General features: G+C 71.2%; 20 protein-coding genes. 5 read left to right on the top strand and 15 right to left on the bottom strand.

Features of this window, described 5'->3' with window-relative positions; translation table 11 throughout:
- Window positions 1-47: 47 nt before the first annotated feature.
- The 7 genes from mctP to KSNIM_RS14960 form a co-directional block, all read right to left on the bottom strand.
- Window positions 48-1,673, bottom strand: coding sequence for a monocarboxylate uptake permease MctP (gene mctP / locus KSNIM_RS14990; protein WP_263103714.1), 1,626 nt, complete (start codon window positions 1,671-1,673; stop codon window positions 48-50).
- Window positions 1,673-1,945, bottom strand: a complete 273-nt coding sequence (locus tag KSNIM_RS14985; protein WP_263103713.1) for a DUF3311 domain-containing protein — start codon at window positions 1,943-1,945, stop codon at window positions 1,673-1,675. The genes mctP and KSNIM_RS14985 overlap by 1 nt, the downstream gene beginning before the upstream one ends.
- A 279-nt stretch (window positions 1,946-2,224) precedes the next feature.
- A complete protein-coding gene (locus KSNIM_RS14980) occupies window positions 2,225-3,028 on the bottom strand; it encodes a GntR family transcriptional regulator (protein WP_263103712.1) in 804 nt (267 codons plus the stop codon).
- A 351-nt stretch (window positions 3,029-3,379) separates the two neighbouring features.
- Window positions 3,380-4,957, bottom strand: a complete 1,578-nt coding sequence (locus KSNIM_RS14975; RefSeq protein ID WP_263103711.1) for a glycoside hydrolase family 3 protein — start codon at window positions 4,955-4,957, stop codon at window positions 3,380-3,382.
- A gap of 63 nt (window positions 4,958-5,020) precedes the next feature.
- Entirely contained in the window at window positions 5,021-5,932 is a 912-nt protein-coding gene (locus KSNIM_RS14970; RefSeq protein ID WP_263103710.1) for a carbohydrate ABC transporter permease, read from the bottom strand.
- Complete coding sequence (locus KSNIM_RS14965; protein ID WP_411543713.1) at window positions 5,929-6,918, bottom strand: carbohydrate ABC transporter permease; 990 nt, start codon at window positions 6,916-6,918, stop codon at window positions 5,929-5,931. Before KSNIM_RS14965 ends, KSNIM_RS14970 begins: the two co-directional genes overlap by 4 nt.
- Before the next feature lie 92 nt (window positions 6,919-7,010).
- A complete protein-coding gene (locus tag KSNIM_RS14960; protein ID WP_263103708.1) occupies window positions 7,011-8,324 on the bottom strand; it encodes an extracellular solute-binding protein in 1,314 nt (437 codons plus the stop codon).
- A 555-nt stretch (window positions 8,325-8,879) separates the two neighbouring features.
- On the opposite strand from KSNIM_RS14960, the gene KSNIM_RS14955 reads away from it, so the two are divergent.
- The 3 genes from KSNIM_RS14955 to KSNIM_RS14945 all read left to right on the top strand — a co-directional run bounded on the left by KSNIM_RS14955 (window position 8,880) and on the right by KSNIM_RS14945 (window position 13,368).
- Entirely contained in the window at window positions 8,880-10,181 is a 1,302-nt protein-coding gene (locus KSNIM_RS14955; protein ID WP_263103707.1) for an extracellular solute-binding protein, read from the top strand.
- 154 nt (window positions 10,182-10,335) lie between these two features.
- The gene (locus KSNIM_RS14950) at window positions 10,336-11,388 is read left to right on the top strand and encodes an SIS domain-containing protein (RefSeq protein WP_263103706.1); all 1,053 of its coding nucleotides are present in this window, start codon (window positions 10,336-10,338) and stop codon (window positions 11,386-11,388) included.
- A gap of 462 nt (window positions 11,389-11,850) precedes the next feature.
- Window positions 11,851-13,368 (top strand): sensor histidine kinase, encoded by a 1,518-nt coding sequence (locus KSNIM_RS14945; protein ID WP_263103705.1) that lies wholly within the window; start codon window positions 11,851-11,853, stop codon window positions 13,366-13,368.
- A gap of 324 nt (window positions 13,369-13,692) precedes the next feature.
- Here KSNIM_RS14945 and KSNIM_RS14940 read toward each other — a convergent pair whose 3' ends face one another.
- Both KSNIM_RS14940 and KSNIM_RS14935 read right to left on the bottom strand, forming a co-directional pair.
- On the bottom strand, window positions 13,693-13,944 hold the full coding sequence (locus KSNIM_RS14940) for a WhiB family transcriptional regulator (protein WP_030267905.1): 252 nt from the start codon (window positions 13,942-13,944) through the stop codon (window positions 13,693-13,695).
- A 345-nt stretch (window positions 13,945-14,289) separates the two neighbouring features.
- A complete protein-coding gene (locus KSNIM_RS14935) occupies window positions 14,290-15,261 on the bottom strand; it encodes a diacylglycerol/lipid kinase family protein (protein ID WP_263103704.1) in 972 nt (323 codons plus the stop codon).
- 51 nt (window positions 15,262-15,312) lie between these two features.
- On the opposite strand from KSNIM_RS14935, the gene KSNIM_RS14930 reads away from it, so the two are divergent.
- Window positions 15,313-15,768 carry a hypothetical protein gene (locus tag KSNIM_RS14930; protein ID WP_263103703.1) on the top strand — a complete coding sequence of 152 codons (456 nt, stop codon included), beginning with the start codon at window positions 15,313-15,315 and terminating at the stop codon, window positions 15,766-15,768.
- A gap of 96 nt (window positions 15,769-15,864) precedes the next feature.
- Here KSNIM_RS14930 and KSNIM_RS14925 read toward each other — a convergent pair whose 3' ends face one another.
- The 4 genes from KSNIM_RS14925 to sodN all read right to left on the bottom strand — a co-directional run bounded on the left by KSNIM_RS14925 (window position 15,865) and on the right by sodN (window position 18,889).
- Complete coding sequence (locus tag KSNIM_RS14925) at window positions 15,865-16,884, bottom strand: RNA polymerase sigma factor SigF (protein WP_263103702.1); 1,020 nt, start codon at window positions 16,882-16,884, stop codon at window positions 15,865-15,867.
- 134 nt (window positions 16,885-17,018) lie between these two features.
- Window positions 17,019-17,432, bottom strand: coding sequence for an anti-sigma regulatory factor (locus tag KSNIM_RS14920; protein ID WP_030267909.1), 414 nt, complete (start codon window positions 17,430-17,432; stop codon window positions 17,019-17,021).
- A 231-nt stretch (window positions 17,433-17,663) separates the two neighbouring features.
- Window positions 17,664-18,146, bottom strand: a complete 483-nt coding sequence (locus KSNIM_RS14915) for a GNAT family N-acetyltransferase (protein WP_263103701.1) — start codon at window positions 18,144-18,146, stop codon at window positions 17,664-17,666.
- A gap of 344 nt (window positions 18,147-18,490) precedes the next feature.
- Window positions 18,491-18,889, bottom strand: coding sequence for a superoxide dismutase, Ni (sodN, locus tag KSNIM_RS14910; protein ID WP_030267960.1), 399 nt, complete (start codon window positions 18,887-18,889; stop codon window positions 18,491-18,493).
- 178 nt (window positions 18,890-19,067) lie between these two features.
- Between sodN and sodX the strand changes: the two genes are divergently transcribed.
- On the top strand, window positions 19,068-19,511 hold the full coding sequence (gene sodX, locus KSNIM_RS14905) for a nickel-type superoxide dismutase maturation protease (RefSeq protein ID WP_263103700.1): 444 nt from the start codon (window positions 19,068-19,070) through the stop codon (window positions 19,509-19,511).
- A gap of 187 nt (window positions 19,512-19,698) precedes the next feature.
- Here sodX and KSNIM_RS14900 read toward each other — a convergent pair whose 3' ends face one another.
- Both KSNIM_RS14900 and KSNIM_RS14895 read right to left on the bottom strand, forming a co-directional pair.
- A complete protein-coding gene (locus tag KSNIM_RS14900; protein WP_263103699.1) occupies window positions 19,699-20,289 on the bottom strand; it encodes a CGNR zinc finger domain-containing protein in 591 nt (196 codons plus the stop codon).
- A 115-nt stretch (window positions 20,290-20,404) separates the two neighbouring features.
- Entirely contained in the window at window positions 20,405-21,157 is a 753-nt protein-coding gene (locus KSNIM_RS14895; RefSeq protein ID WP_263107964.1) for an amino acid ABC transporter ATP-binding protein, read from the bottom strand.
- Between the last annotated feature and the right edge of the window lie 18 nt (window positions 21,158-21,175).

The raw sequence follows: 21,175 nt of genomic DNA, 5'->3' as shown, positions 1-21,175 counted from the left end.
CCCGGCGGGGCCCCGGAGCGATGCGGTGCGTCGCCCCGGGGGCCGCCTCAGTGCGCGGCTGCGGGCTGCGGAGCCTTCGCCACGGCCTCGTCGCCGGCATCGGCGGTGTAGTCGCCGGTGCTGGTCTCGTCCGTGCCCTCGGGGGCCTTCGCGGCCTTGAGCACGAGCGTGAGCACCACCGCGACCAACAGGTTCAGCACGAAGGCGGTGAGACCGATGAAGCCGATCTCGCCGATGACCGGGATCTCGGCGGTGTTCCCGCCGAAGTGCTTGGTCGCCTTGGAGGAGATCCCGTACGCCGTCCAGGTGCCGTAGGCCATGCCGGCGGCCCAGCCGGCCAGCAGTGCCCAGCGGTGGAACCACCGGGTGAACAGGCCGCCGACGATGGTGACGAAGGTCTGCAGGATCCACAGGCCGCCGAGCAGCTGCAGGTTGATCGCGAACTGCTTGTCCATCGCCAGCACGAAGACCAGCGCGCCGACCTTCACCAGCAGCGAAGCGATCTTGGCGACCCGGGTCTCGTCCGCCGGAGTGGCGTCGGGCTTCAGGAACTCCTTGTAGATGTTGCGGGTGAACAGGTTGGCCGCGGCGATCGACATGATGGCCGCAGGTACCAGCGCGCCGATGCCGATCGCGGCGAAGGCCACGCCGGTGAACCAGTCCGGGAACATGTTCTCGAACAGCTGCGGCACCGAGAGCTGGGCGTTGAAGCCCTGGACGCCCTTGCCGATGCCGGCCGCGATCGCCATGAAGCCGAGCAGTGCCAGCAGGCCGAGCATCAGCGAGTACGCGGGCATGATCGCCATGTTGCGGCGCACGGTGTTCCGCGACTTGGAGGCGAGCACGCCGGTCACCGAGTGCGGGTACATGAAGAGCGCCAGCGCCGAGCCGAGGGCCAGGGTGGCGTACGTCCAGTGCGAGCTCGGGCCGAGCACCAGCGAGCCGGTGGGCTTGCCGGTGGCCGGGTTGACGGTGGAGAACTTCTGGGCGGCCGCGTCGAAGATGTGGCCGTACCCGCCGAGCCGCATCGGGATGTAGATCACCGCGACGATGATCACGACGTAGACCAGGGTGTCCTTGACGAAGGCGATCAGCGCCGGGGCCCGCAGGCCGGAGGAGTAGGTGTAGGCCGCGAGTACCGCGAAGGCGAGGAACAGCGGCAGGTCCTTCATGAACCAGTTGCCCGAGCCGCCGACGCCGAGCACGTCCAGCACCGCCTGGATGCCGACCAGCTGCAGCGCGATGTACGGCATGGTCGCGAGGATGCCGGTGAGCGCCACCACCAGGGAGAGCGCCTTGGAGCCGTACCGGCCGCGCACGAAGTCGGCCGGGGTGACGTACCCGTGCACCCGGGAGACCGACCACAGTCGCGGCAGGAACAGGAACACCAGCGGGTAGGCGATGATCGTGTACGGGACGGCGAAGAAGCCCGCCGCACCGGTGCCGTAGATCGCCGCCGGAACGGCCACGAAGGTGTACGCGGTGTAGAGGTCGCCGCCGAGCAGGAACCAGGTCACCCAGGTGCCGAAGCTCCGGCCGCCGAGGCCCCACTCGTGCAGGTGCAGGGCGTCGTCGGCGCGGCGCCACCGGGCGGCCAGGAAGCCCATCACGGTGACCAGGGCGAAGAACAGCAGGAAGACCGTCAGTGCGGTCACGTTGACGCCGGTGTGCATCACGCGTCACCGCCCCGGGCGGCCTTGCGGGCCTTCTCGTCGCGCTTGATCAGCAGGTAGGCGCCGACCGTGAAGAGTGCCGAGACCGGCACCCAGAGCAGCTGGTACCAGTAGAAGAACGGCATCCCGCCGAGCTCGGGGTCGGCCTTGGTGTACGAGGACACCCACAGGGTCGCCACGATCGGTACGGCGAGGCAGATCCCGGCCAGCACGCGGGCCGGGGTGACGGCGGGGAGGGGGCCGGCGGCCCCGTCCTCGGTGGGGGGTTGCACTTCTGACGACATGTCGCGGCTCCGGCTGAAGAGGGCTCACCTCGTCGGCGCCGCAGCGTGCGGGGTTGTCTCCCGCACGCCCGCCGAGCAGCACCTTTGGTGATCGGCAGTCAGTACGGGAGCGAAATGTAGGGCACGGACGTGACCTGTGTCACCAGTCCGCACGGAAACGGCCTGATTCGGTCGGCGGAAGGCCAACCGGATCAGGCCGTCGGAGCGGGCGGGGCGGTTCCGCGGCAGGGCGGTACGTGGGCAGAGCGGTCCGTGGGCGGAGGGGGCTCAGGCCTGCGGCTGCTGCTCGGGCCGCTGCAGGCGGGTGATGAACTTGTACCGGTCGCCGCGGTAGATCGAGCGCACCCACTCCACCGGGGCGCCCTCCGCGTCGAAGGAGTGCCGGGAGAGCTGGAGCATCGGCAGGCCCAGGTCGGAGCCGAGCAGGCCGGCCTCGCGCGGGTTGGCGAGCGTGGTCTCGATGGTCTCCTCGGCCTCGGCCACCGTCACCCCGTACACCTCGCGCAGCGCGGTGTAGAGCGAGTTGTGCTTGACCAGGTTGCGGCGCAGCGCCGGGAAGCGCTTGGCCGACAGGTGCGCGACCTCGATCGCCATCGGGTCGCCGTTGGCGAGCCGGAGGCGCTCGATCCGCAGCACCCGGCTGCCGGGCTTGATGTCCAGCAGCGGGGCGAGCCGCTCGTCGGCGCTGATGTAGCCGACCTCGATCAGCCGGGAGGTCGGCTCCAGACCCTGGGCGCGCATGTCCTCGGTGTACGAGGTGAGCTGCAGTGCCTGGGCGACCTTGGGCTTGGCGACGAAGGTGCCCTTGCCCTGGATGCGCTCGAGCCGGCCCTCGACGACCAGCTCCTGCAGCGCCTGCCGGACGGTGGTGCGCGAGGTGTCGAACTGGGCCGCCAGAGCCCGCTCCGGCGGCACCGGGGTACCGGCCGGCTGAGTCTCGGTCAGCTGCAGCAGGTGGCGCTTGAGCCCGTAGTACTTGGGCACCCGCGCGGCCGTACCGGTGGCCGCCGTGGACTGCGCCGGCACCGTGGTGCCCTCCGGGAGGGCCGCCGTGCCTCTGTCGCCGCTCATGGCCGCTCTCACTCCTCGCCCTGCAGCCGTCACCGGCTCCTCCGTCGTTGTATCAGCACATGGTCGCACGCGGGGGCCGCCGAATGTGAGCTCCCGCGGTCCCGGGTTCGGCCGGACGGTCCCCGGCCTGTCGGTCCCGGGTTCGGCCGGACGGTCCCCGGCCTGGAGGTCCCCCGCCGGCCGGAGCCGAACGCGACTGAGCCCCGTGCCCCCGTCGGCCCAATGCCCCCCCGTCGGCCCCGAAGCCATCCGGGCCCCGAAGCCCCCTGGCCTCGGAACCCTCGGGCCCCGCACCGCCCCGGCCCCGCACCGCCCCGGGCCCGCACCGTCCCGGGCCCGCACCGCCCCGGGTCAGGCGGACGCCGCGCCCAGCACCAGCCCGGCCAGCGCCTCGGCAGCGGCCACACCGCAGACCCGGGCGCCGCCGTGGGTGGCGAGCACGGCCGTGCCGCGGCCGCCGAAGGTGTCGGCCAGGGCGTGCGCCGTGCCGATCTCCACCACCACCGCGTCGGGACGGACGGCGGTCATCGCGAGCGCGGCCCGCAGCATCCACGGGTGCCGGTGCACGTCGCGGACGACGATCACCAGCGGGCGGTTGACCGCGGCGCCGAGCAGCGGCCGGACGTCGACGTCCGCGCCCTCGGCGGCGACCGCCACGTGCAGCAGGCCGGAGCCCTCGATCCGGGTGGCGGGCGCCCCGACCCGGGTGTGGGTGGTGCCGGGGACGAGTTCGGTGAGCGGGCCGGAGACGCCCCACGGGGTCTGGTCGCCGACGGCGATGTTGGCACCGGGGGAGAACTCCACCACGTGCGGCACACCCTCCAGCGGGCGCAGGTCGCCGTGGATGCGCAGCGCCCGGCGGGCGGCGGCCAGTCCGATGCCGACCTCGCCGTGCGAGCCGGCCTGGGCGGCCCGCTCGGCGGCGGACCAGCGGGCGACGGCCCGGTTCCGCTCGGCGGCCTCGTGCAGTCGCTCGGCGGAGAGCCGGCCCTCGCGGACGGCCCAGACCAGGGCGTCGCGGAGGTAGAGGAAGGCCGCCTCGTCCTGCAGTCCGCCGCCGACGCAGATGGTGTCGGCACCGGCCGCGATCGCCTTGACCGAGCCGGCGGCGACGCCGTGGGTGCCGGAGATGGCGCCCATCTCGATGCCGTCGGTGACGATCAGCCCGGTGTAGCCGAGTTCGCCGCGGAGCAGGCCGGTGAGGATCTCCCGGGACATGGTGGCGGGCAGGTCCGCGTCGTAGGCCGGGAAGAGGATGTGCGCCGTCATGATCGATTTCACGCCGGCCGCGATGGCGGCGCGGAACGGCTTGAGGTGCTCCTGCACCTGCTCCGAGCTGAGGTCGATCCGCGGCAGTCCGAGGTGGGAGTCGCCGGCGGTGTCGCCGTGGCCGGGGAAGTGCTTGGCGCAGGCCGCCACCCCGGCGGACTGCAGGCCGCGGACCCAGGCGGCGGTGTGCCGGGCGGCGAGGTCGCCGTCGGCGCCGAAGGAGCGGACGCCGATCACCGGGTTGTCCGGGTTGGAGTTGACGTCCGCGTCGGGGGCGTAGTCGAGGTTGATGCCGACCGACGAGAGGTCCAGGCCGATCGAGCGGGCGACCCGCTCGGTGAGGTCGGTGTCGTCGACCTCGCCGAGCGCCAGGTTGCCGGGGTAGGAGGAGCCGCTGGAGACCTCCAGCCGGGTGACGTCACCGCCCTCCTCGTCCGTGGCGATCAGCAGCTCCGGGTTGAGCGCGTACATCTCGGCGGTCAGCGCGGCGACCTGCTGCGGGGTACGGATGTTGCGGCCGAACAGCGCGACGCCGCCCAGCTCGCCCGAGCCCAGTCTGCGGCGCAGCCACTCGGGGGCGGTGAGCCCGGCGAAGCCCGGCTGGAGCACCGCGCCGGCGTCCGTGAGCAGTTCGACGCTTTCCGTACCGGGAATCGCCATGGTTCCTTCCCTGGGTGGGGTGCGGGAGGTGAGGGGGTGCGGGGCGGGACGCGCCTGTGGACGTCAGCCCTTGACCGCACCGGCGGTCAGGCCCGCCGACACCTTCTTCTGGAAGATCACGAAGAGCACGATCACGGGCAGCGAGACCAGCAGGGCGCCGGCCATCTGCGAGCCGTAGTCGGCGCCGCGGGTGGGGGTGGTGGCGTAGAAGGTCAGCCAGATCATCGAGGTCTTCTGGCCGCCGGTGGACAGCAGCACGTTGGCGACGACGAACTCGTTCCACGCCTGGATCCAGCTGTACACACCGGTGGTGATCAGGCCGGGCAGGGTGAGCGGCAGGATGACGCGGAAGAACGCGCCCCACTGGGTGCAGCCGTCGACCATGGCGGCCTCGTCGAGCTCGGCCGGGATGTTGACGATGAACGAGCGCAGTGTCCACACCACGTAGGGCACGGTGAAGACCAGGTAGGCCAGCATGGCGCCGAAGAGCGTGCCGGTCATGCCGGCCTTGTTCATCACCACGAACAGCGGGACGATGATCGCCAGCAGCGGCACCATCTGGACGACCAGCATGGTGACGATGAAGAAGTTGCGGCCGCGGAACCCGAACCGGGCGACGGCGACGGCGGCGAGGAAGCCGACGACCAGGCCGAGCACCACGGCGCCGAGCGTGATGACGACCGTGTTCTGGAGCCCCGGCAGGCACTCCTTGTCGTCGAAGATCGTCTTGTAGCTGTCGAAGGAGAACGCCTGCGGCCAGAAGGTCGGATCCTTGGCGATCAGGTCCTTGTTGGTCTTGAAGGTGGTGATGATCATCCAGTAGATCGGGAAGCCCATCACCACCGCGAAGCCGAGGCCGAGGGTGTTCCAGACCCAGGTCATCACCGGGTTCTGGCCGGTGGCGCGGACCTTGGCCCGGACCTTCGGCGCGGCGGCCGCGGCGCCCGCGGTGGCCGTGGTGTCGACGGTGGTCATCGGTCCTGGGCTCCGATCTTGAGCATCTGGCGGATGTAGAAGACGAGCACCGCCAGCATGAGGAGGATCATGGCGATCGAGATCACCGAGGAGTCGCTGTACTTCGAGGCGACGATGCCCTTCTGGAAGAGGTAGGTGCCGATCGTCCAGTAGCCGGGCTCGGGCGAGGTGTTGCGCAGCGAGAAGATCTGCGCGAAGACCTGGAAGTCCCAGATGAAGCTCAGCGCGGCGCTGATCATCAGGAACGGCTTGATGACGGGGATCACCACGTGCCGGAAGGCCTGCAGGCCGGTGGCGCCGTCCAGCTTGGCGGCCTCCAGCAGCTCCTTGGGCACCTGGGTGAGCGCGGCGTTGAGGCCGAGCACCAGGAAGGGCAGCGCACCCCAGACGATGACCGCGGCGCCGACCACGTAGAGGCCGACGGTGGGGTCGGCGAACCAGTCGTAGTGCTTGGTCTTCTCGTCGCCGGTGAACAGGTAGCCGATGTAGTCGACCACGCCGCCGTTGGAGGCGAAGAGCCAGCGGAAGATGGTGCCGGTGACGAGCGCGGGGATGGCCCAGACGAACATCATCACGGTGATGCAGATGACCTTGACCCAGCCGGAGACCCGGTTGAGGAGCAGGGCGAACAGCATGCCCAGGACCATGGAGAGGACGACCAGCTCCAGGGTGAACCAGATCGAGCGGAGCACGACCTCCCAGAACTGGTCGTCGCCGAGGACCTTGCCGTAGCCCTCGAACCCGATGTACTTCGACAGCGCCGGGTTGACCAGGTACGAGTACCGGTTGATGTTCTGGAACGACAGGTCGAACAGCTGGTACAGCGGGTACGCGAGGACGCCCACCAGGGCCGCGACGGCCGGCAGGATCATCGCGTAGGGGATGTAGTGGCCGCCCGCCAGGAAGCCGCGCCTGCGCGGCGGCGGGGCGGCGGCGGCCGCGGTCTCCTCGACCGCCACCGGCGTTTCGTTCGTTGTCACGCTCATCAGGGTCCTTCCCGGCCCGCGGAACTGATCGGTACCTGCGCGGGTGGGCAGTCCGCGCTTCCGCACGGACTGCCCACCCCCTGCACGCTTCGTCAGCCGTTCAGGTCCTTGAGGACGGTCTCCTCGACCTTCTTGAGCTCGGCCGCCGGGTCGCCGCCGGCCGCGATCGCGCCGAAGGCGTTCTTCAGCGCGGTCTCGTCGGCGCCGGACCACATCGGGGAGTTCGGGATGAACCAGGTCTGGCCCTCGGCGGCGTCACCGGTCGCCTTGTTGGCCGGCGCGGCGGCCTTGTAGGCGGCGACGAGGTTCTTGGCGTTCGGGATCGCGAACTTCGCCAGCTCGGTCTGCTGCTTGGTGTTGGTGAAGATCTGCAGGAAGGTCGCGCCCAGACCCGGGTTGGCGGACTTGGCCGGGACGGCCAGGTCGGAGCCGCCGAGGAAGGCGGGGGTGGGCTGGCCGGCCGCGGTGCCCGGGAGGGCGATGCTGCCGAGCTTGTCCTTCAGCGACGGGTCGCCGGTCTTCGGGTCCGCGACGGAGCCGAGCTCCCAGCCGTTGCCGACGATGGCGGCGATGTTGCCCTTGGCCATCAGGGCGTCCTGGGTGGCCTCGTCGGTGGTGGTGCCGCCGACCGAGAACTGCTTCTGCAGGTCGTTCCAGACCTTGACGCCCTCGACGAACTTGGGGTCGGTCAGGGTGCCGGTCCACTTGTCGCCGTTGCTCTTGGCGACGATGTTCTTCACGCCGAAGGTGCCGGCGCCGAAGGAGGCGGCGGTGTACCAGTTCTGGCCCGGGAGGTACAGGGCGGAGAAGTTCGGCACGGAGGCGTTGGCGGCCTTCACCTTGGTGAGGGCGTCCTTCAGCTCGGCCAGGGTGGTCGGCGGGTTGGTGACGCCGGCCGCGGCGAACAGGTCCTTGCGGTAGATCAGGACACGGGCGCCGGCGTAGTACGGGACGGCGTAGGTCTTGGAGCCGTCCGGGGTCTGGCCCGAGGCGGCCAGCGAGTCCAGGTACTTGTCCGAGTTCTCGAACTGGGACTTCACACCGGTCAGGTCGACGAAGGAGCCGGCCTCGATGTACTTGGCGGTCTGGGTGTTGCCGAGCTCGATGACCTCGGGGGCGTTGCCGGAGAGCAGGGCGGTGTCGAGCTTGGTGGTGTAGTTGGTCCAGGTCTGCCACTGGATGTCGACGTCGGCGCCGGTCTCCTCCTTGAACTGCTTCTTGGCAGCCTCGACGACCGACGGCCAGCCCTTCTGGGCGTCGTCCATCAGCCAGACCGTGATCTTCTTGCCCTTGCCGTCCTTGCTGAGGGTGGCCTGCTTGGCGTCGCCGGAGGAGCCGGACGAGGAGCAGGCGGACGCGACGAGAACGGTGGCAATGGCGGCCACGGCGGCGAGCTTGCGGTTCAAACCATCCTCCAGAGGGATGAGCAAGGTGTGGCACCGGGCTGTGGGGGCGTGGCCCTGAAGCGACGTGCCGGGGGAGTGTCACCGGTGATTGCGATGGGGGAACTGCAGGGGTGGAGCGGCAACCGGCCTGGTGGAGTAGACCATTGGTGTAGACCAACTGCCCTGGAGATTGGCACGTACCAAAGAAGACCGTCAAGGGCTCGCGAGGGCTCGGGGCACACCGTTATCAACGCTTGACACTGCCGTGGGCATCTGGTGGTCGACGGGGCTTGGACTGGACCATCTCGGCCGGCGAATCGGGCGAATCCCCCATGAACGGTGATAGATGGCGAGCGATCCTTCGCCGGACCTAACCCGCCCTCAAGTGGGCCTTAAGGGAGCCCTAATGGAGCCTGTGGTGAGTGTGCGCTCACCCTGCGTGCCTGCTTGACAACGGCTCTGCAACGACTGGTGCGTACGCCCCCACGCGCCGTTGACGCGACCGGTGGTCTGGTCCAGTCTCGGCGAACTGGTCTGTACCAATGCGCAGACCTTCCCCGACCCTCCGGAGGAAGCGTGAAGCGGCAGTTGACGGCGGCGATCGGCATGGCGGCCCTGCTGGCCACCGCGGCGGGGTGCGGCAGCGGCAGGTCCCCCGGCCAGGACCAGGCGGCCTCGGCCGCCGCGGCGAGCGGAACCATGACCGTCTGGCTGATGGGCGAGGCCCAGACCAGCTGGCCCGAACTGGTGCAGCAGGTGAACGACGAGTTCGCGGCCAAGTACCCGAAGGTCGAGCTCCGGCTCCGGTACCAGACCTGGAAGGACAAGATCGCCAACCTGGACGAGGCACTGAAGGGCGAACGGGTGCCCGACGTCGTCGAACTCGGCAACACCGAGACGATGAAGTACATCCTCAACGGCTCGCTCGCACCGGTGGACCGCACGACCTTCGACAACAACCAGACCTGGATCCGCGGTCTGGTCAACACCTGCACCTACCAGGACAAGCTCTTCTGCGTGCCGTACTACGCGGGCGCCCGCGTCGCCATCTACAACTCCGCGATGTTCCAGGACGCCACCGGCAGCTCCGCCGTCCCGGCCACCGAGGACGACCTGCTCGCGGCCCTCGACAAGGTCCAGGCGAGGAACCGCGGCACGAAGAACTTCTCGCCGCTCTACCTGCCCGGCCCCTACTGGTACGCCGCGATGTCCTACGTCGCCGCGTACGGCGGCGCCATCGCCCGCTTCGACAACGGCGGCCGCTGGCACGGCACCCTCGGCGAGGAGAAGGCGCAGCAGGGCATCCAGCACTTCGTCGACCTGGTGAAGCGGTACAACCACGACGACCTGACGGTGAACGAGCTCGACCAGGCCGCGGTGCTCGGCAAGCACCGCACCGCGATGCTCTACGGCAATGGCTGGGAGGCCGCCGCCGCGCTGGAGCCGCTCTCCGGCGACCCCAAGCTCAAGGACGTCGTGAAGGTCGCCGGCATGCCCGGCCCGAACGGCAAGCCGCTGCCCTCCTTCATCGGCGGCTCGGACCTCGCGGTCACCGCCAAGTCGCAGGTCCAGGATCTCGCCAAGGACTGGATCCGGATGTTCACCAGCGCCAAGTCGCAGCAGGTGCTGGCCGACAAGGACACCCTGCCGAACAATCTCACCCAACTCGCCCCGCTGAAGAGCAAGCCGGCGACCGCGGCCGCGGCCAACGCGGTGCCGGACGCCTGGTTCACCCCGGTCGCGCCGGGCTGGGCGGCGATCGAGAAGCAGAACGTCCTCGTCGACATGCTGAACGACATCTTCCGGGGGACCTCGGTGGCGGCGGCGACGAAGGCCGCCGACGCCAAGATCGACGAGCTGATCAATAACCCGTCCTGAGCCGTCCGGCCGGGCTCCGGAGTTCGTTCCGGGGCCCGGACACCGTAGGATCGAGCGGCAACACCTTTGCAGCGAGTGTGCGGACTCGCCGCCGTGAGGACCCGCCGGGCCAGGAGCCCGCAGCGGGCAGAACCATCTCAACGGAGGCACACCGATGTCCGACCCGCAGACCGTCCCCGGCAGGATCATGGCGGCGGAGATGGCCGAGCAGCCGGCCGTCCTGCAGCGCATCCTCGACGAGGGCGCGCCCAAGATCCGCGAGATCGCCGCCGAGATCGCCGCCCGCAACCCGCGCTTCGTGCTGCTGACCGCCCGCGGCACCTCCGACAACGCGGCCCTGTACGCGAAGTACCTGATCGAGGTCCTGCTCGGCAAGCCGGCCGGCCTCACCTCGATGTCCACGACCACCGCGTACGGCGCCAAGCCCGACCTGCGGGACTGCCTGGTCGTCACCGTCAGCCAGTCCGGCGGCTCGCCGGACCTGGTGGCCTCCACCAAGGCGGCCCGCGAGGCCGGCGCCATCACCCTCGCGGTGACCAACAACGCCGGCTCCCCGCTGGCCGAGGTCTCCGAGTTCCACATCGACGTGCTGGCCGGCCCGGAGAAGGCCCTGCCCGCCACCAAGACGTACACCGCCGAACTCCTCGCGCTGTACCTCTTCGTCGAGGGCCTGCGCGGCGGCGACGGCTCGGCCGCCAAGTCCCTGCCCGGTCTCGCCGCCGGCATCCTGGAGCGCCAGGCCGAGGTCAGGTCGCTGGCCGAGCGCTACCGCTTCGCCCAGCGCCTGGTCATCACCTCGCGCGGCTACGGCTACCCGACCGCCCGCGAGGCGGCGCTGAAGCTGATGGAGACCACCTACATCCCGGCCTCGCCGTTCTCCGGCGCCGACCTGCTGCACGGTCCGCTCGCCATGGTGGACAACGTCTCCCCGGTGATCGCCATCGTCCCGGACGGCAAGGGCGGCGAGGCGCTGCAGCCGGTCCTCGACCGGCTCCGCGGCCGCGGCGCCGACCTCGTCGTCATCGGCCAGGAGGCCCAGGTCGAGGCCGCCTCGGCGGGCTTCGCCCTGCCGGCCGGCGTGCCGGAGGAGGTGCAGCCGATCCTGGAGATCCTGCCCCTGCAGCTGCTCGCCTACGAGGTGACGATCGCCCGCGGCCAGGACCCGGACGCGCCTCGCGCCCTGGCCAAGGTCACCGAGACCCACTGACGCCCGGCGCGTCGGGCACGCGAGAGGGGCGCGCGGGGTGAGAGAACCCCGTGCGCCCCTCTCGCACGTCCTGGAGCTGCCGGCCCGGACTCCGGCGGTTGGAACACCGGCGGCTGGGAGGCCGGCTGGCCGGGAGCCCCCCGCCTTGGCGGTCCGCTCCGGAAGCCGCCCGGAAAGCACTACGGGCCACGGCGCCGACACAGGACCCTCAACCCGTGCGGCACCGCAGCCCGGAGCTGTCGCCGGCGGCCGGTGCGGCCGGGAGTTGTGCGGGACTCCCGGGCCACCGGTGCGCCGACCGAGGAGGGACCTCGCGCGGTCAGGGCAGTGTGCGCGGGGGCCTCTCCTTGGTGCGTTTCCCATTGTGGACTAGACCAATTGTGGTTGTCCAGGGGTCCGCCGACATTGGTCTGGACAACGCTGCGGAAGGTCCCGCGGGGCCGTTTTCGTTAGGCTCGCCCTGTGCCCTCGCTGAACGAACTCGTCCGCCGCCACACCACCCTCACCGGTGCCGACGTGGAGTGGCTGCACCTGCTGGTCTCGGAGTGGCAGCTGCTCTCCGACCTGTCCTTCGCCGACCTGGTGCTCTGGATCCCCACCTGGGACGGCATCCGGTACGTCTCGGTCGCCCAGATGCGCCCGAACACCGGCCCGACCTCCTACCAGGACGACATGGTCGGCCACCTGGTGCCGCGCGGCCGCCGCCCGCTGCTGGACGCCGCCTACGACGAGGGCCGGATCGTGCGCGAGGGCGATCCCGAGTGGCGCGAGGAGGTGCCCGTCCGGGTCGAGTCCATCCCCGTCCGGCGCGAGGGCCGGGTGCTGGGCGTGATCGCGCGCAACACCAACCTGTTGACCGTCCGCACCCCCAGCCGGCTGGAGCTCACCTACCTGCAGAGCGCCTCCGACCTGGCGCAGATGATCGCTGCCGGAACGTTTCCCTACCCGGCCGAACAGACCGACATGGACGCCGCGCCCCGCGTCGGCGACGGCCTGATCAGGCTCGACGCGGACGGCGTCGTCACCTACGCCAGCCCCAACGCGCTCTCCGCCTACCACCGGCTCGGCCTCACCACCGACCTGGTCGGCACTCACCTCGGACGCGCCACCGCCGAGTTGGCCCCGCCGTCGCGGTCCGCGGTGCACGAGGCGCTGGTGAAGATGGCCAGCGGCTGGGCGCCGCGGCAGACCGAGGTCGAGGCACAGGGCGGTGTGGTCACCATCCGCTCCATCCCGCTCAAGCCCAAGGGCACCCCCACCGGCTCGCTGGTGCTCTGCCGCGACGTCACCGAGCTGCGGCGGCGCGACCGCGAGCTGATGACCAAGGACGCCACCATCCGGGAGATCCACCACCGGGTGAAGAACAACCTGCAGACCGTCGCCGCGCTGCTGCGGCTGCAGTCCCGCCGGATGGACTCCGACGCCGGACGGGCCGCGCTGGACGAGGCGGTGCGCCGGGTCGGCTCGATCGCCATCGTGCACGAGACCCTCTCGCAGACCCTCGACGAGCAGGTGGCCTTCGACGAGATCGCCGACCGGGTGCTCGCCATGGTGATGGAGCTCTCCCAGGACGGGCTGGTCAGCACCAAGCGCACCGGCAGCTTCGGCATCCTCACCTCCGAGGTCGCCACCCCGCTCGCGATGATCCTCACCGAGCTGCTGCAGAACGCCCTGGAGCACGCTTTCGGCCCGAAGGCGGCCGGCAACCTGGAGGTCAGCGCGCTGCGCGGGCGGGCCCCGGCGACCGGCATGGGCTGGTCGGAGAGCTGGAACGGCGGCGCCAAGCCGGAGGAGTACCTGCTGATCACCGTGCAGGACGACGGCCGCGGCATGCCCGAGGGCTTCGACCCGCAGAAGGCCGGCAACCTCGGCCTGCAGATCGTCCGGACCCTGGTCACCGGCGAACTCGGCGGCACCTTCGACATGGTCGCCGCCCCGGGCGGCGGCACCAAGGTCGTCCTGGAGATCCCGGTGAAGTAGGGGCCGCCCCGGGGCACTGCCCCGGGAACGCCACGAGGCCCTGCCGACCGGGGGGGTGGGTCGGCAGGGCCTCTCAACCCGTTCCGGCCGTCGGGGGGAGTCGGCCGGAACGGGGGCTCTGTGGGTGCGACGCGCTCCCGTGCGTTGCACACGGTGAACGGCCCAGGTCCACAATATTGCTCTCAGTGAGCAGTATCAAGGCCCCTGGCGGCTCGGCGTCGTCCGGGTCGCGCCGTGGTGCGCGACCCCTCGTACGGAAGGTCCTGGGAACACTGGGAGACAGGACCTTTGATCATGAGTTGATCAGGTGGTGCTGGCGGCGTGTCAGGCGGTGCGGGCGCGGTTGCGGGCGGCGCGACGCTTCATCGCACGACGCTCGTCCTCGCTCATGCCGCCCCAGACGCCGGCGTCCTGGCCGGTCTCGAGCGCCCACTGCAGGCACTGGTCCATGACGGGACAGCGGCGGCACACGGCCTTGGCTTCCTCGATCTGCAGCAGAGCAGGACCGGTGTTCCCGATCGGGAAGAACAGCTCCGGGTCCTCTTCGCGGCAGACAGCGCGGTGGCGCCAGTCCATGGTCGTCCAACTCCTCCGGTCGGCGGGCGGTGGCCCGGGCCGACGCAATCGACGGCTTGTGAATGTGAACGCTTTCACGAATCCCGCAACAGCAAAAGTGACCAAAGGCCCATCGGGCCCGGGTGGTCTGCACTGGAGTGGGGTTCGGGCGATTCGAGGGAGTTCCGCGTGTCCCGCTGCGGCCCGTCCCGATCGCCATGTAGAGGTTCGCAAACCTGCGGCCCGGATACAACCCCCTTCGGCAAGGAATTTTTGATTCTTCGGTGTCGCATAGCTCACAGCCCGTACTTCTATGGGGTGAAGGGGGCTAGCGCGTTCGAGAAGAAGGGCGGGACCCCCTTCTGGTCACACAATCACACGCAGTGCCCGCCGAACGCCTGTGAAACTGACGCGACTCCTGTCTCCAAGGTGGTCCCCGTCGACCTGAAACGGGGCCGGTTCCTGTGAAACCAAGGTGAAGTGCCGGACGTCGTGATAGGAGACGACGTGCTTCCCGGTCGGCCCGGGGGCCGCGGCGGCGCCGTCCGCAGGGGTGTGCGACCGCAGAATCTGACGGACCGTTCGAGCCGTGCCGAACGCCGTCATTCGAGTGATGCCGAAGATGTCAAGGTGCGTCTCGAAGGACGCGGAGGGCGAGGGGTAGACCGGACGGTTCCCGAGGAAGGTCCACGGCGAGGTGTTGCTGATTATCGACAGCACCAGGCCCGGCACCGGCTCCTGCCCGTTGATCTCCAGGGTGATGGGGCCGTTCCGGCGGTGCTCACGCTCAGTGACGTAGTGCCGGAACGCCTGGTTGACGTAGAGGGCGTGCGTCGAGCGCCGCCCCGCCCTGCGCTGCTCCTCGACCCGGCCCACCACCCCGGCGTCGAAGCCCAGCCCCGCGGTGAAGGTGAACCAGCGGTCCGGCTGCCCCTCCGAGAGCGCCTTGCCCAGGCCGATGGCGCGCTCCCGCCGGACGGCCAGCGCGTCCAGCAGCGCACCGGTCGCCTCCACCGGGTCGTTCGGCAGCCCCAGCGCCCGGGCGAAGACGTTGGTCGAACCCCCCGGCACCACCGCCAGCCGCGGCACCCGCTCGGACGGGCCGTGCGCGAGCAGCCCGTTCACCACCTCGTTGACCGTGCCGTCGCCGCCCAGGGCGACCACCAGGTCCATCCCGCCGTCCTCCGTCGCGGCGCGCGCCAGGTCGCCCGCATGACCGCGGTACTGCGTCTGCGCGACCTCCAGCTTGAGGTCGCTGCGCAGCGCGTGGATCAGTACGTCGCGGGTGCGGGCACTGGTGGTGGTCGCCATCGGGTTCACGACCAGGAGAGCGCGCATGAACGCCAGCCTACGGGTCGGTACCGGAGGTGCGACGGTTACCCTGCTGGAGTGACCGCCAAGACCGCCCGCACCTCGACCGCCCCCGCCCCCGGCCAGGAGGGCGCTGCGAGCCCCGCCGGGGCCCGCCCGGCCCCACTGCTGACGGGTGCCGCGATCACCCTGCTGGAGGGCGCCGCGCTCGCCGGATGGGGCCTCTACGACGTCGTCTCCTCCCTCGTCGGGGACCAGGCCGCGGCCGGCCGCAGCGCCGCCGGCGCCGCCGTCCTGCTGCTGATGGGACTCTTCCCGCTGCTGGCCGGCCGGGCGCTGCTGCGACTGCGCCGCTGGGGCCGCAGCCCCGCGGTGCTCACCAACTCGATCTGCCTGCCGGTGGCCTACTACATGTGGCAGGGCGGCGGCGCCGTCCGGGTCGCCGCGGTGGCCGTCGGCCTGCTCGGCCTCGCCGGCATCGTCTCGCTGCTGAACCCGAAGGTCACCGCCGCCCTCTACGGCGAGCGCGACTGACGCACCCGCCCGAGCACGGGCGAAGGCGGAGGGGCGCGGTGTGAACCGCGCCCCTCCGCCTTCTGCGTCGAAGCCCCAGCCGTGTCCGGCCCGCCCTCACTCCTCGACGAGGAGCTTCTCCCGCAGCTGGGCGAGGGTGCGGGCGAGCAGCCGCGAGACGTGCATCTGCGAGATGCCCACCTCGGCGGCGATCTGCGACTGCGTCATGTTGCGGAAGAACCGCAGCACCAGGATCTTCTGCTCACGCGGCGGCAGCTGGGCCAGCAGCGGCTTCAGCGACTCCCGGTACTCGACGCCCTCCAGCGCCTCGTCGGTCGCGCCGAGGGTGTCCGCCACGGCGGGCGACTCGTCGTCGCTGTCCGGCACGTCCAGGGAGAGCGTGGAGTACGCGTTGGCGGACTCCAGGCCCTCCAGCACGTCCTCCTCGGAGATCCCGAGGTGCTCGGCCAGCTCGTGCACGGTGGGGGAGCGCCCGTGCCGCTGGGAGAGCTCGCTGGTCGCCGTGGTCAGCGAAAGCCGCAGCTCCTGCAGCCGGCGCGGCACCCGGACCGCCCAGCCCTTGTCGCGGAAGTGCCGCTTGATCTCGCCCACGATGGTCGGCGTCGCGTAGGTGGAGAACTCCACCCCGCGCTCGTGGTCGAAGCGGTCCACCGACTTGATCAGGCCGATGGTGGCGACCTGGGTCAGGTCGTCCAGCGGCTCGCCGCGGTTGCGGAAGCGCCGCGCCAGGTGCTCGACCAGCGGGATGTGCATCCGCACCAGCTGGTTGCGGATCTCCACCCGCTCCGGCGAGCCCTCCGGCAGCTGGGACAGCCGCACGAACAGCGCCCGAGCGGCCTCGCGGTCCGGCGCCGCCGAGCGGTGGCCCTGGGCGGGCACCGCACCGCGCACCACGGTCGCGGCGGACGACAGCTCCTCGTCCGCGGGCGCGGCCGCCGCGGCGGGCTGCTCCGGTGTCGGATCGGTGGGCTGGGTCATCCGCTGGGCGTCCTTCGGGTACGCGTCGTCGGTCGGGTTGGCGTCGGCGATGCGGGCAGCGCTCGCCTGGGGCGGTACGGCCACGTCTGCGGTGGCCGCCGGCACTGCCGCGGCCCCTGTGCGGTCCAGATCACTCACGGCGATCACCCGTTCCGTTCCGGGAGCACTTCTCACTGTCTGTACCGCAGCGGACTGCGGTACGGGGGAGCCGCACGCGCGGGACGCCGGCCCCGCCGGGCGGCACCTGCGCGTACGGCCCGAGGCGCACGGCGCTACGGCTGGGCAGGAGACCCGCCGCGCTTCTTGTGCAGGCTGATGACGACGGTGTTGTCCTCGCCCACGGACGAGTCCACCTCGCCGGCCAGCGCGGAGAGCACCGTCCAGGCGAAGGTGTCCCGCTCGGGGGCACGGCCGTCGGTCGTCGGCGCCGACACGGTCACCTTGAGCGAGTCGCCGACCAGCCGGAACTCGCAGCTCAGGACGGAACCCGGCACCGCCTGCTGGAGCAGGATGGCGCAGGCCTCGTCCACCGCGATGCGGAGGTCCTCGATCTCGTCCAGGGTGAAGTCCAAGCGGGCCGCGAGGCCCGCCGTCGCTGTTCGCAGCACCGAGAGGTAGGCACCCGCCGCGGGCAGCCGGACCTCGACGAAGTCCTTCACGTCGGGCTCACCGTCGATCTGGGACACCCTCACCTCCTGGGTGACGCGCGGTGCTTGCGGCCGGACGGCCGCGGCACTTCCTCTTGCTTCGCTCAACTGCTTCGCCCCAACTCGTCCGAGGGGTGGTGCGGTACGTACCGGTTCATACCCACCCGGGGGAGTCGGAACGCCGCGCATCCGCCCGAGACGTTACCGCTATCGGAGGGTCGATGTCGCGATCTCCGACCACGATCACGGGAACGGGCGACGGACGGCCGGTCACCGGCCCGCCGAGCCGCCCAGCTCGGCCAATGCACCGTCGGTCAGCCGGAAGACCGTCCACTCGTCCATGGGCACGGCGCCGAGCGACTTGTAGAAGCCGATCGACGGCTCGTTCCAGTCGAGCACCGACCACTCCAGCCGGGCGTAGCCGCGGTCGACGCAGATCCGCGCCAGCTCGGCCAGCAGCGCCCTGCCATGGCCGCCGCCGCGCGCCGAGGGCCGGACGTACAGGTCCTCCAGGTAGATCCCGTGGGTGCCGCGCCAGGTGGAGAAGTTGCGGAACCACAGGGCGAAGCCGACCGGCTCGCCGGCGTCGTCCTCGGCGATCAGCCCGAACACGGCCGGGTGCTCGCCGAACAGCGCGTCGTGCAGCTGCTCCGGGGTCGCCCGCGCCTCGTCCACGGCGCGCTCGTACTCGGCGAGCTCGCGGATCATGGCGTGGATGACGGGGACGTCGGCGGCCCGGGCGGTGCGGATCATACGGCGAGGGTACTCGGACGGACCCGCCAGGCGGAAAGGTTAATTGTGCGCACCCGCTCCGACCTGCGGTTCCGCCGGCTCCCGCACCCGCGGCGGTGGCCCCGACCTGGGTCCGGTCGGCGAGCCGGACCTCCGGCGGGTGCGCCGCCGGGACGGGTGGTGCCCGGGTGCCGCCGTGGTGCGCATCGCGGCCTCCCTCGCTCGGGGCGACGGGCCGGCCCGGGACGGCTCGACCCGTGCCACGAGCCTACGCCGACGGCCGCCGGGCGACCTGCCGGACGGCCCGGCACGCCGAGGGCCCGGCCGCGGGGTGCGCGGCCGGGCCCTCGGTTACTGATGCGTGATCAGGCGGCCTTCTTGGTCTCCCAGAAGATGCGGTCGATCTCGGCGATCAGGTCGAGCAGGGCCTGGCCGGTGGCCGGGTCCGTCGAGGCCTTGGCGGCCGAGGCGGCCTTGCCGGCCTTGTTGAACAGGTCGTGCAGCTGCGGGTAGGCCTCGAAGTGCGGGGCCTTGAAGTAGTCGGTGTGCAGCACGGAGAGGTGGTGCTTGACCAGCTCGGCGCGCTCCTCCTTGATGACGATGGCGCGCGCACGGAAGTGCGGGTCCTCGTTGGCCTGGTACTTCTCCTGAGTGGCCTTCACGGACTCGGCCTCGATACGGGCCTGGGCCGGGTCGTACACGCCGCAGGGCAGGTCGCAGTGGGCGTGCGCGGTGGCTCGCGGAGCAAACAGACGAGAGAACATGGGAGTCCTTCCTTAGATCGTCTTCCCGCGAGCGAGATTACCCCGCCGCCGCGGCCGTTTCGCGGTTGGCCCGGTGGCCTAGGGCAAAAGACGGAGCCACAACCGGTCGATATCGGGCGGGCGCCGGGCGTGCCGCCATGCTGGACACTGGACGGCGACACGGGCAGGGGAGAAGCGGATGGCCGAGGAGCGGGAGCCGGACGGCGGCGGGCTGCTGCCGCTCGGGGTGATCGACGTGGCGGGGCCCTCGATGCGGCCCGCGCTGCACGACGGGGACCGGGTGCTCGTCCGGTACGGCGCGCGGATCCGGCCGGGGGCGGTGGTGGTGGTCCGCCACCCGCTGCGGCAGGACCTGCTGGTGGTGAAGCGGGCGGTCGGCCGCCGCCCCGGCGGCTGGTGGCTGCTCTCCGACAACCCGCTGGTGACCTCGGACAGCCGGGAGTACGGGGCGGTGCCCGCCGAGCTGGTGCTCGGCCGGGTGCTGCTGCGGATGCGGCCCCGCCCGGCCTGGCTGGCGCCGCCGCGCGGCCTGGAGCGGGCCCTGAACGGTGCCGTACTGGGACGCCTCCCGGCCCTGGCGGCCCGCTTCGGCGTACACGCGCCACTGGACGTGGAGCCGTAGGCTGCCGTCCTCACGGCGTGCGGGTGCCTCGCAGGGGCGCGGGAACTGCGCGATCCGTGAGCGGTGTTCCCGAGGAGTCCGGATCACCCCTGGCCCGCACGGTGGCCCGCATCCCGATTGCGCAGTTCTCCCCCGACCTTCGGCCGGGAGGTCCCCCCACGCGCCCCCTGCGGGGTGCCGAGCGGCCTCAGCCGCGGGCGGCGAGGGCCGCGCGGGCGGCCTCCTCGCGCTTGCGGGCGCGGTAGGCGGCGACGTTGGCGCGGGTCGCGCAGCGGTCGGAGCAGTAGCGGCGCGAGCGGTTGGTCGAGGTGTCGAGGTAGGCGTTGCGGCAGGGCGCGGCCTGGCAGATGCCGAGCCGGTCGGCGCCGAGCTCGGTGAGGTGGATGGCCAGGCCCATGCAGGCCACGGCGGTGTAGTTGGCGGTGGCGGTGGCAGCGTTGTCGGCCAGGTGCAGGTGCCAGCGCGGCCGGCCGGCCTCGTCGAGGTAGTCGTGGCCGGAGACGAGCGGGCTGACGGGGTACTCGACCATCAGGCTGTTGAGCAGGTCGACGGCGCGGATCTCGTCGCCCTCGGCGGCGGCCTCGAAGACGCCGCGCAGCCGGGTGCGGACGGCCCGCAGCCGGGGCAGGTCGGCCTCGTCGGCGAGGGCGGCGGCCCGTCCGGACGTGCCGAAGAGGCCGCGGACGGCGTCCACCGAGGTGAGCGCGTCCCGGCCGCGCTCCGGCTCCTCGGTGTTCACCAGCCGGACTGCGTAGTCGGCGTACGAGGCGAGCTCCACGGATGGTCCTTCCAGGGCCGGTAACGGGCAAGCTGCCCCAAGGGTATTACCTCGGAGCCGGGACGCGAAGACGCCCGCCGCCCTCGGGGGCGGCGGGCGTCCTGCGGAGCGGGGGTCAGAGCACCTTGGACAGGAACAGCTTGGTCCGCTCGTGCTGCGGGTTGGAGAGCACCTCGCGCGGGTCGCCGGACTCGACGACCACGCCGCCGTCCATAAAGACCAGTGCGTCGCCGACCTCGCGGGCGAAGCCCATCTCGTGGGTGACCACGACCATGGTCATGCCCTCCTCGGCGAGGCCGCGCATGACGTCGAGGACCTCGCCGACCAGCTCGGGGTCGAGCGCCGAGGTGGGCTCGTCGAACAGCATCAGCTTGGGCTGCATGGCGAGCGCACGGGCGATCGCGACGCGCTGCTGCTGGCCGCCGGAGAGCTGGGACGGGTAGTTGCCGGCCTTGGCGGCCAGGCCGACCCGCTCCAGCAGCGCCATGCCGCGCTCCTTGGCGGCGGCCTTGGTCTCGCCCTTGACCTGCACCGGGGCCTCGATGACATTCTCGAGCGCCGTCATGTGCGGGAAGAGGTTGAAGTGCTGGAAGACCATGCCGATGTCGCGGCGCTGGCGCGCGACCTCGCTGTCCTTCAGCTCGTAGAGCTTCTCGCCCTTCTGCCGGTAGCCCACCAGGTCGCCGTCGACGTAGAGCCGGCCGGCGTTGATCTTCTCCAGGTGGTTGATGCAGCGGAGAAAGGTGGACTTGCCGGAGCCGGACGGGCCGACCAGCACGAACACCTCGCCCTGCTTGACCTCCAGGTCGATGCCCTTGAGCACCTCGACGAGGCCGTAGGACTTGTGGACGCGTTCCGCCCGGACCATCGCGCGGGTCGCGTCGGC

The sequence above is a fragment of the Kitasatospora sp. DSM 101779 genome, assembly GCF_025655475.1.
Classification (GTDB): domain Bacteria; phylum Actinomycetota; class Actinomycetes; order Streptomycetales; family Streptomycetaceae; genus Kitasatospora.
The sequence above is the reverse complement of the archived record's forward strand: the minus strand, read 5'-3'. Positions and strand labels throughout refer to the sequence as shown.

Excerpts from the sequence above, each read along its gene's own strand:
- KSNIM_RS14940 (WP_030267905.1), bottom strand. The coding sequence starts at position 13,944 with ATGGACTGGCGCCACCGCGCTGTCTGCCGCGAAGAGGACCCGGAGCTG.
- mctP (WP_263103714.1), bottom strand. The coding sequence starts at position 1,673 with ATGCACACCGGCGTCAACGTGACCGCACTGACGGTCTTCCTGCTGTTC.
- KSNIM_RS14975 (WP_263103711.1), bottom strand. The coding sequence starts at position 4,957 with ATGGCGATTCCCGGTACGGAAAGCGTCGAACTGCTCACGGACGCCGGC.
- KSNIM_RS14935 (WP_263103704.1), bottom strand. The coding sequence starts at position 15,261 with ATGCGCGCTCTCCTGGTCGTGAACCCGATGGCGACCACCACCAGTGCC.
- KSNIM_RS14950 (WP_263103706.1), top strand. The coding sequence starts at position 10,336 with ATGTCCGACCCGCAGACCGTCCCCGGCAGGATCATGGCGGCGGAGATG.
- KSNIM_RS14980 (WP_263103712.1), bottom strand. The coding sequence starts at position 3,028 with ATGAGCGGCGACAGAGGCACGGCGGCCCTCCCGGAGGGCACCACGGTG.
- KSNIM_RS14970 (WP_263103710.1), bottom strand. The coding sequence starts at position 5,932 with ATGACCACCGTCGACACCACGGCCACCGCGGGCGCCGCGGCCGCCGCG.
- sodN (WP_030267960.1), bottom strand. The coding sequence starts at position 18,889 with ATGTTCTCTCGTCTGTTTGCTCCGCGAGCCACCGCGCACGCCCACTGC.
- KSNIM_RS14915 (WP_263103701.1), bottom strand. The coding sequence starts at position 18,146 with ATGATCCGCACCGCCCGGGCCGCCGACGTCCCCGTCATCCACGCCATG.
- KSNIM_RS14895 (WP_263107964.1), bottom strand. The coding sequence starts at position 21,157 with ATGGTCCGGGCGGAACGCGTCCACAAGTCCTACGGCCTCGTCGAGGTG.
- KSNIM_RS14965 (WP_411543713.1), bottom strand. The coding sequence starts at position 6,918 with ATGAGCGTGACAACGAACGAAACGCCGGTGGCGGTCGAGGAGACCGCG.
- sodX (WP_263103700.1), top strand. The coding sequence starts at position 19,068 with ATGGCCGAGGAGCGGGAGCCGGACGGCGGCGGGCTGCTGCCGCTCGGG.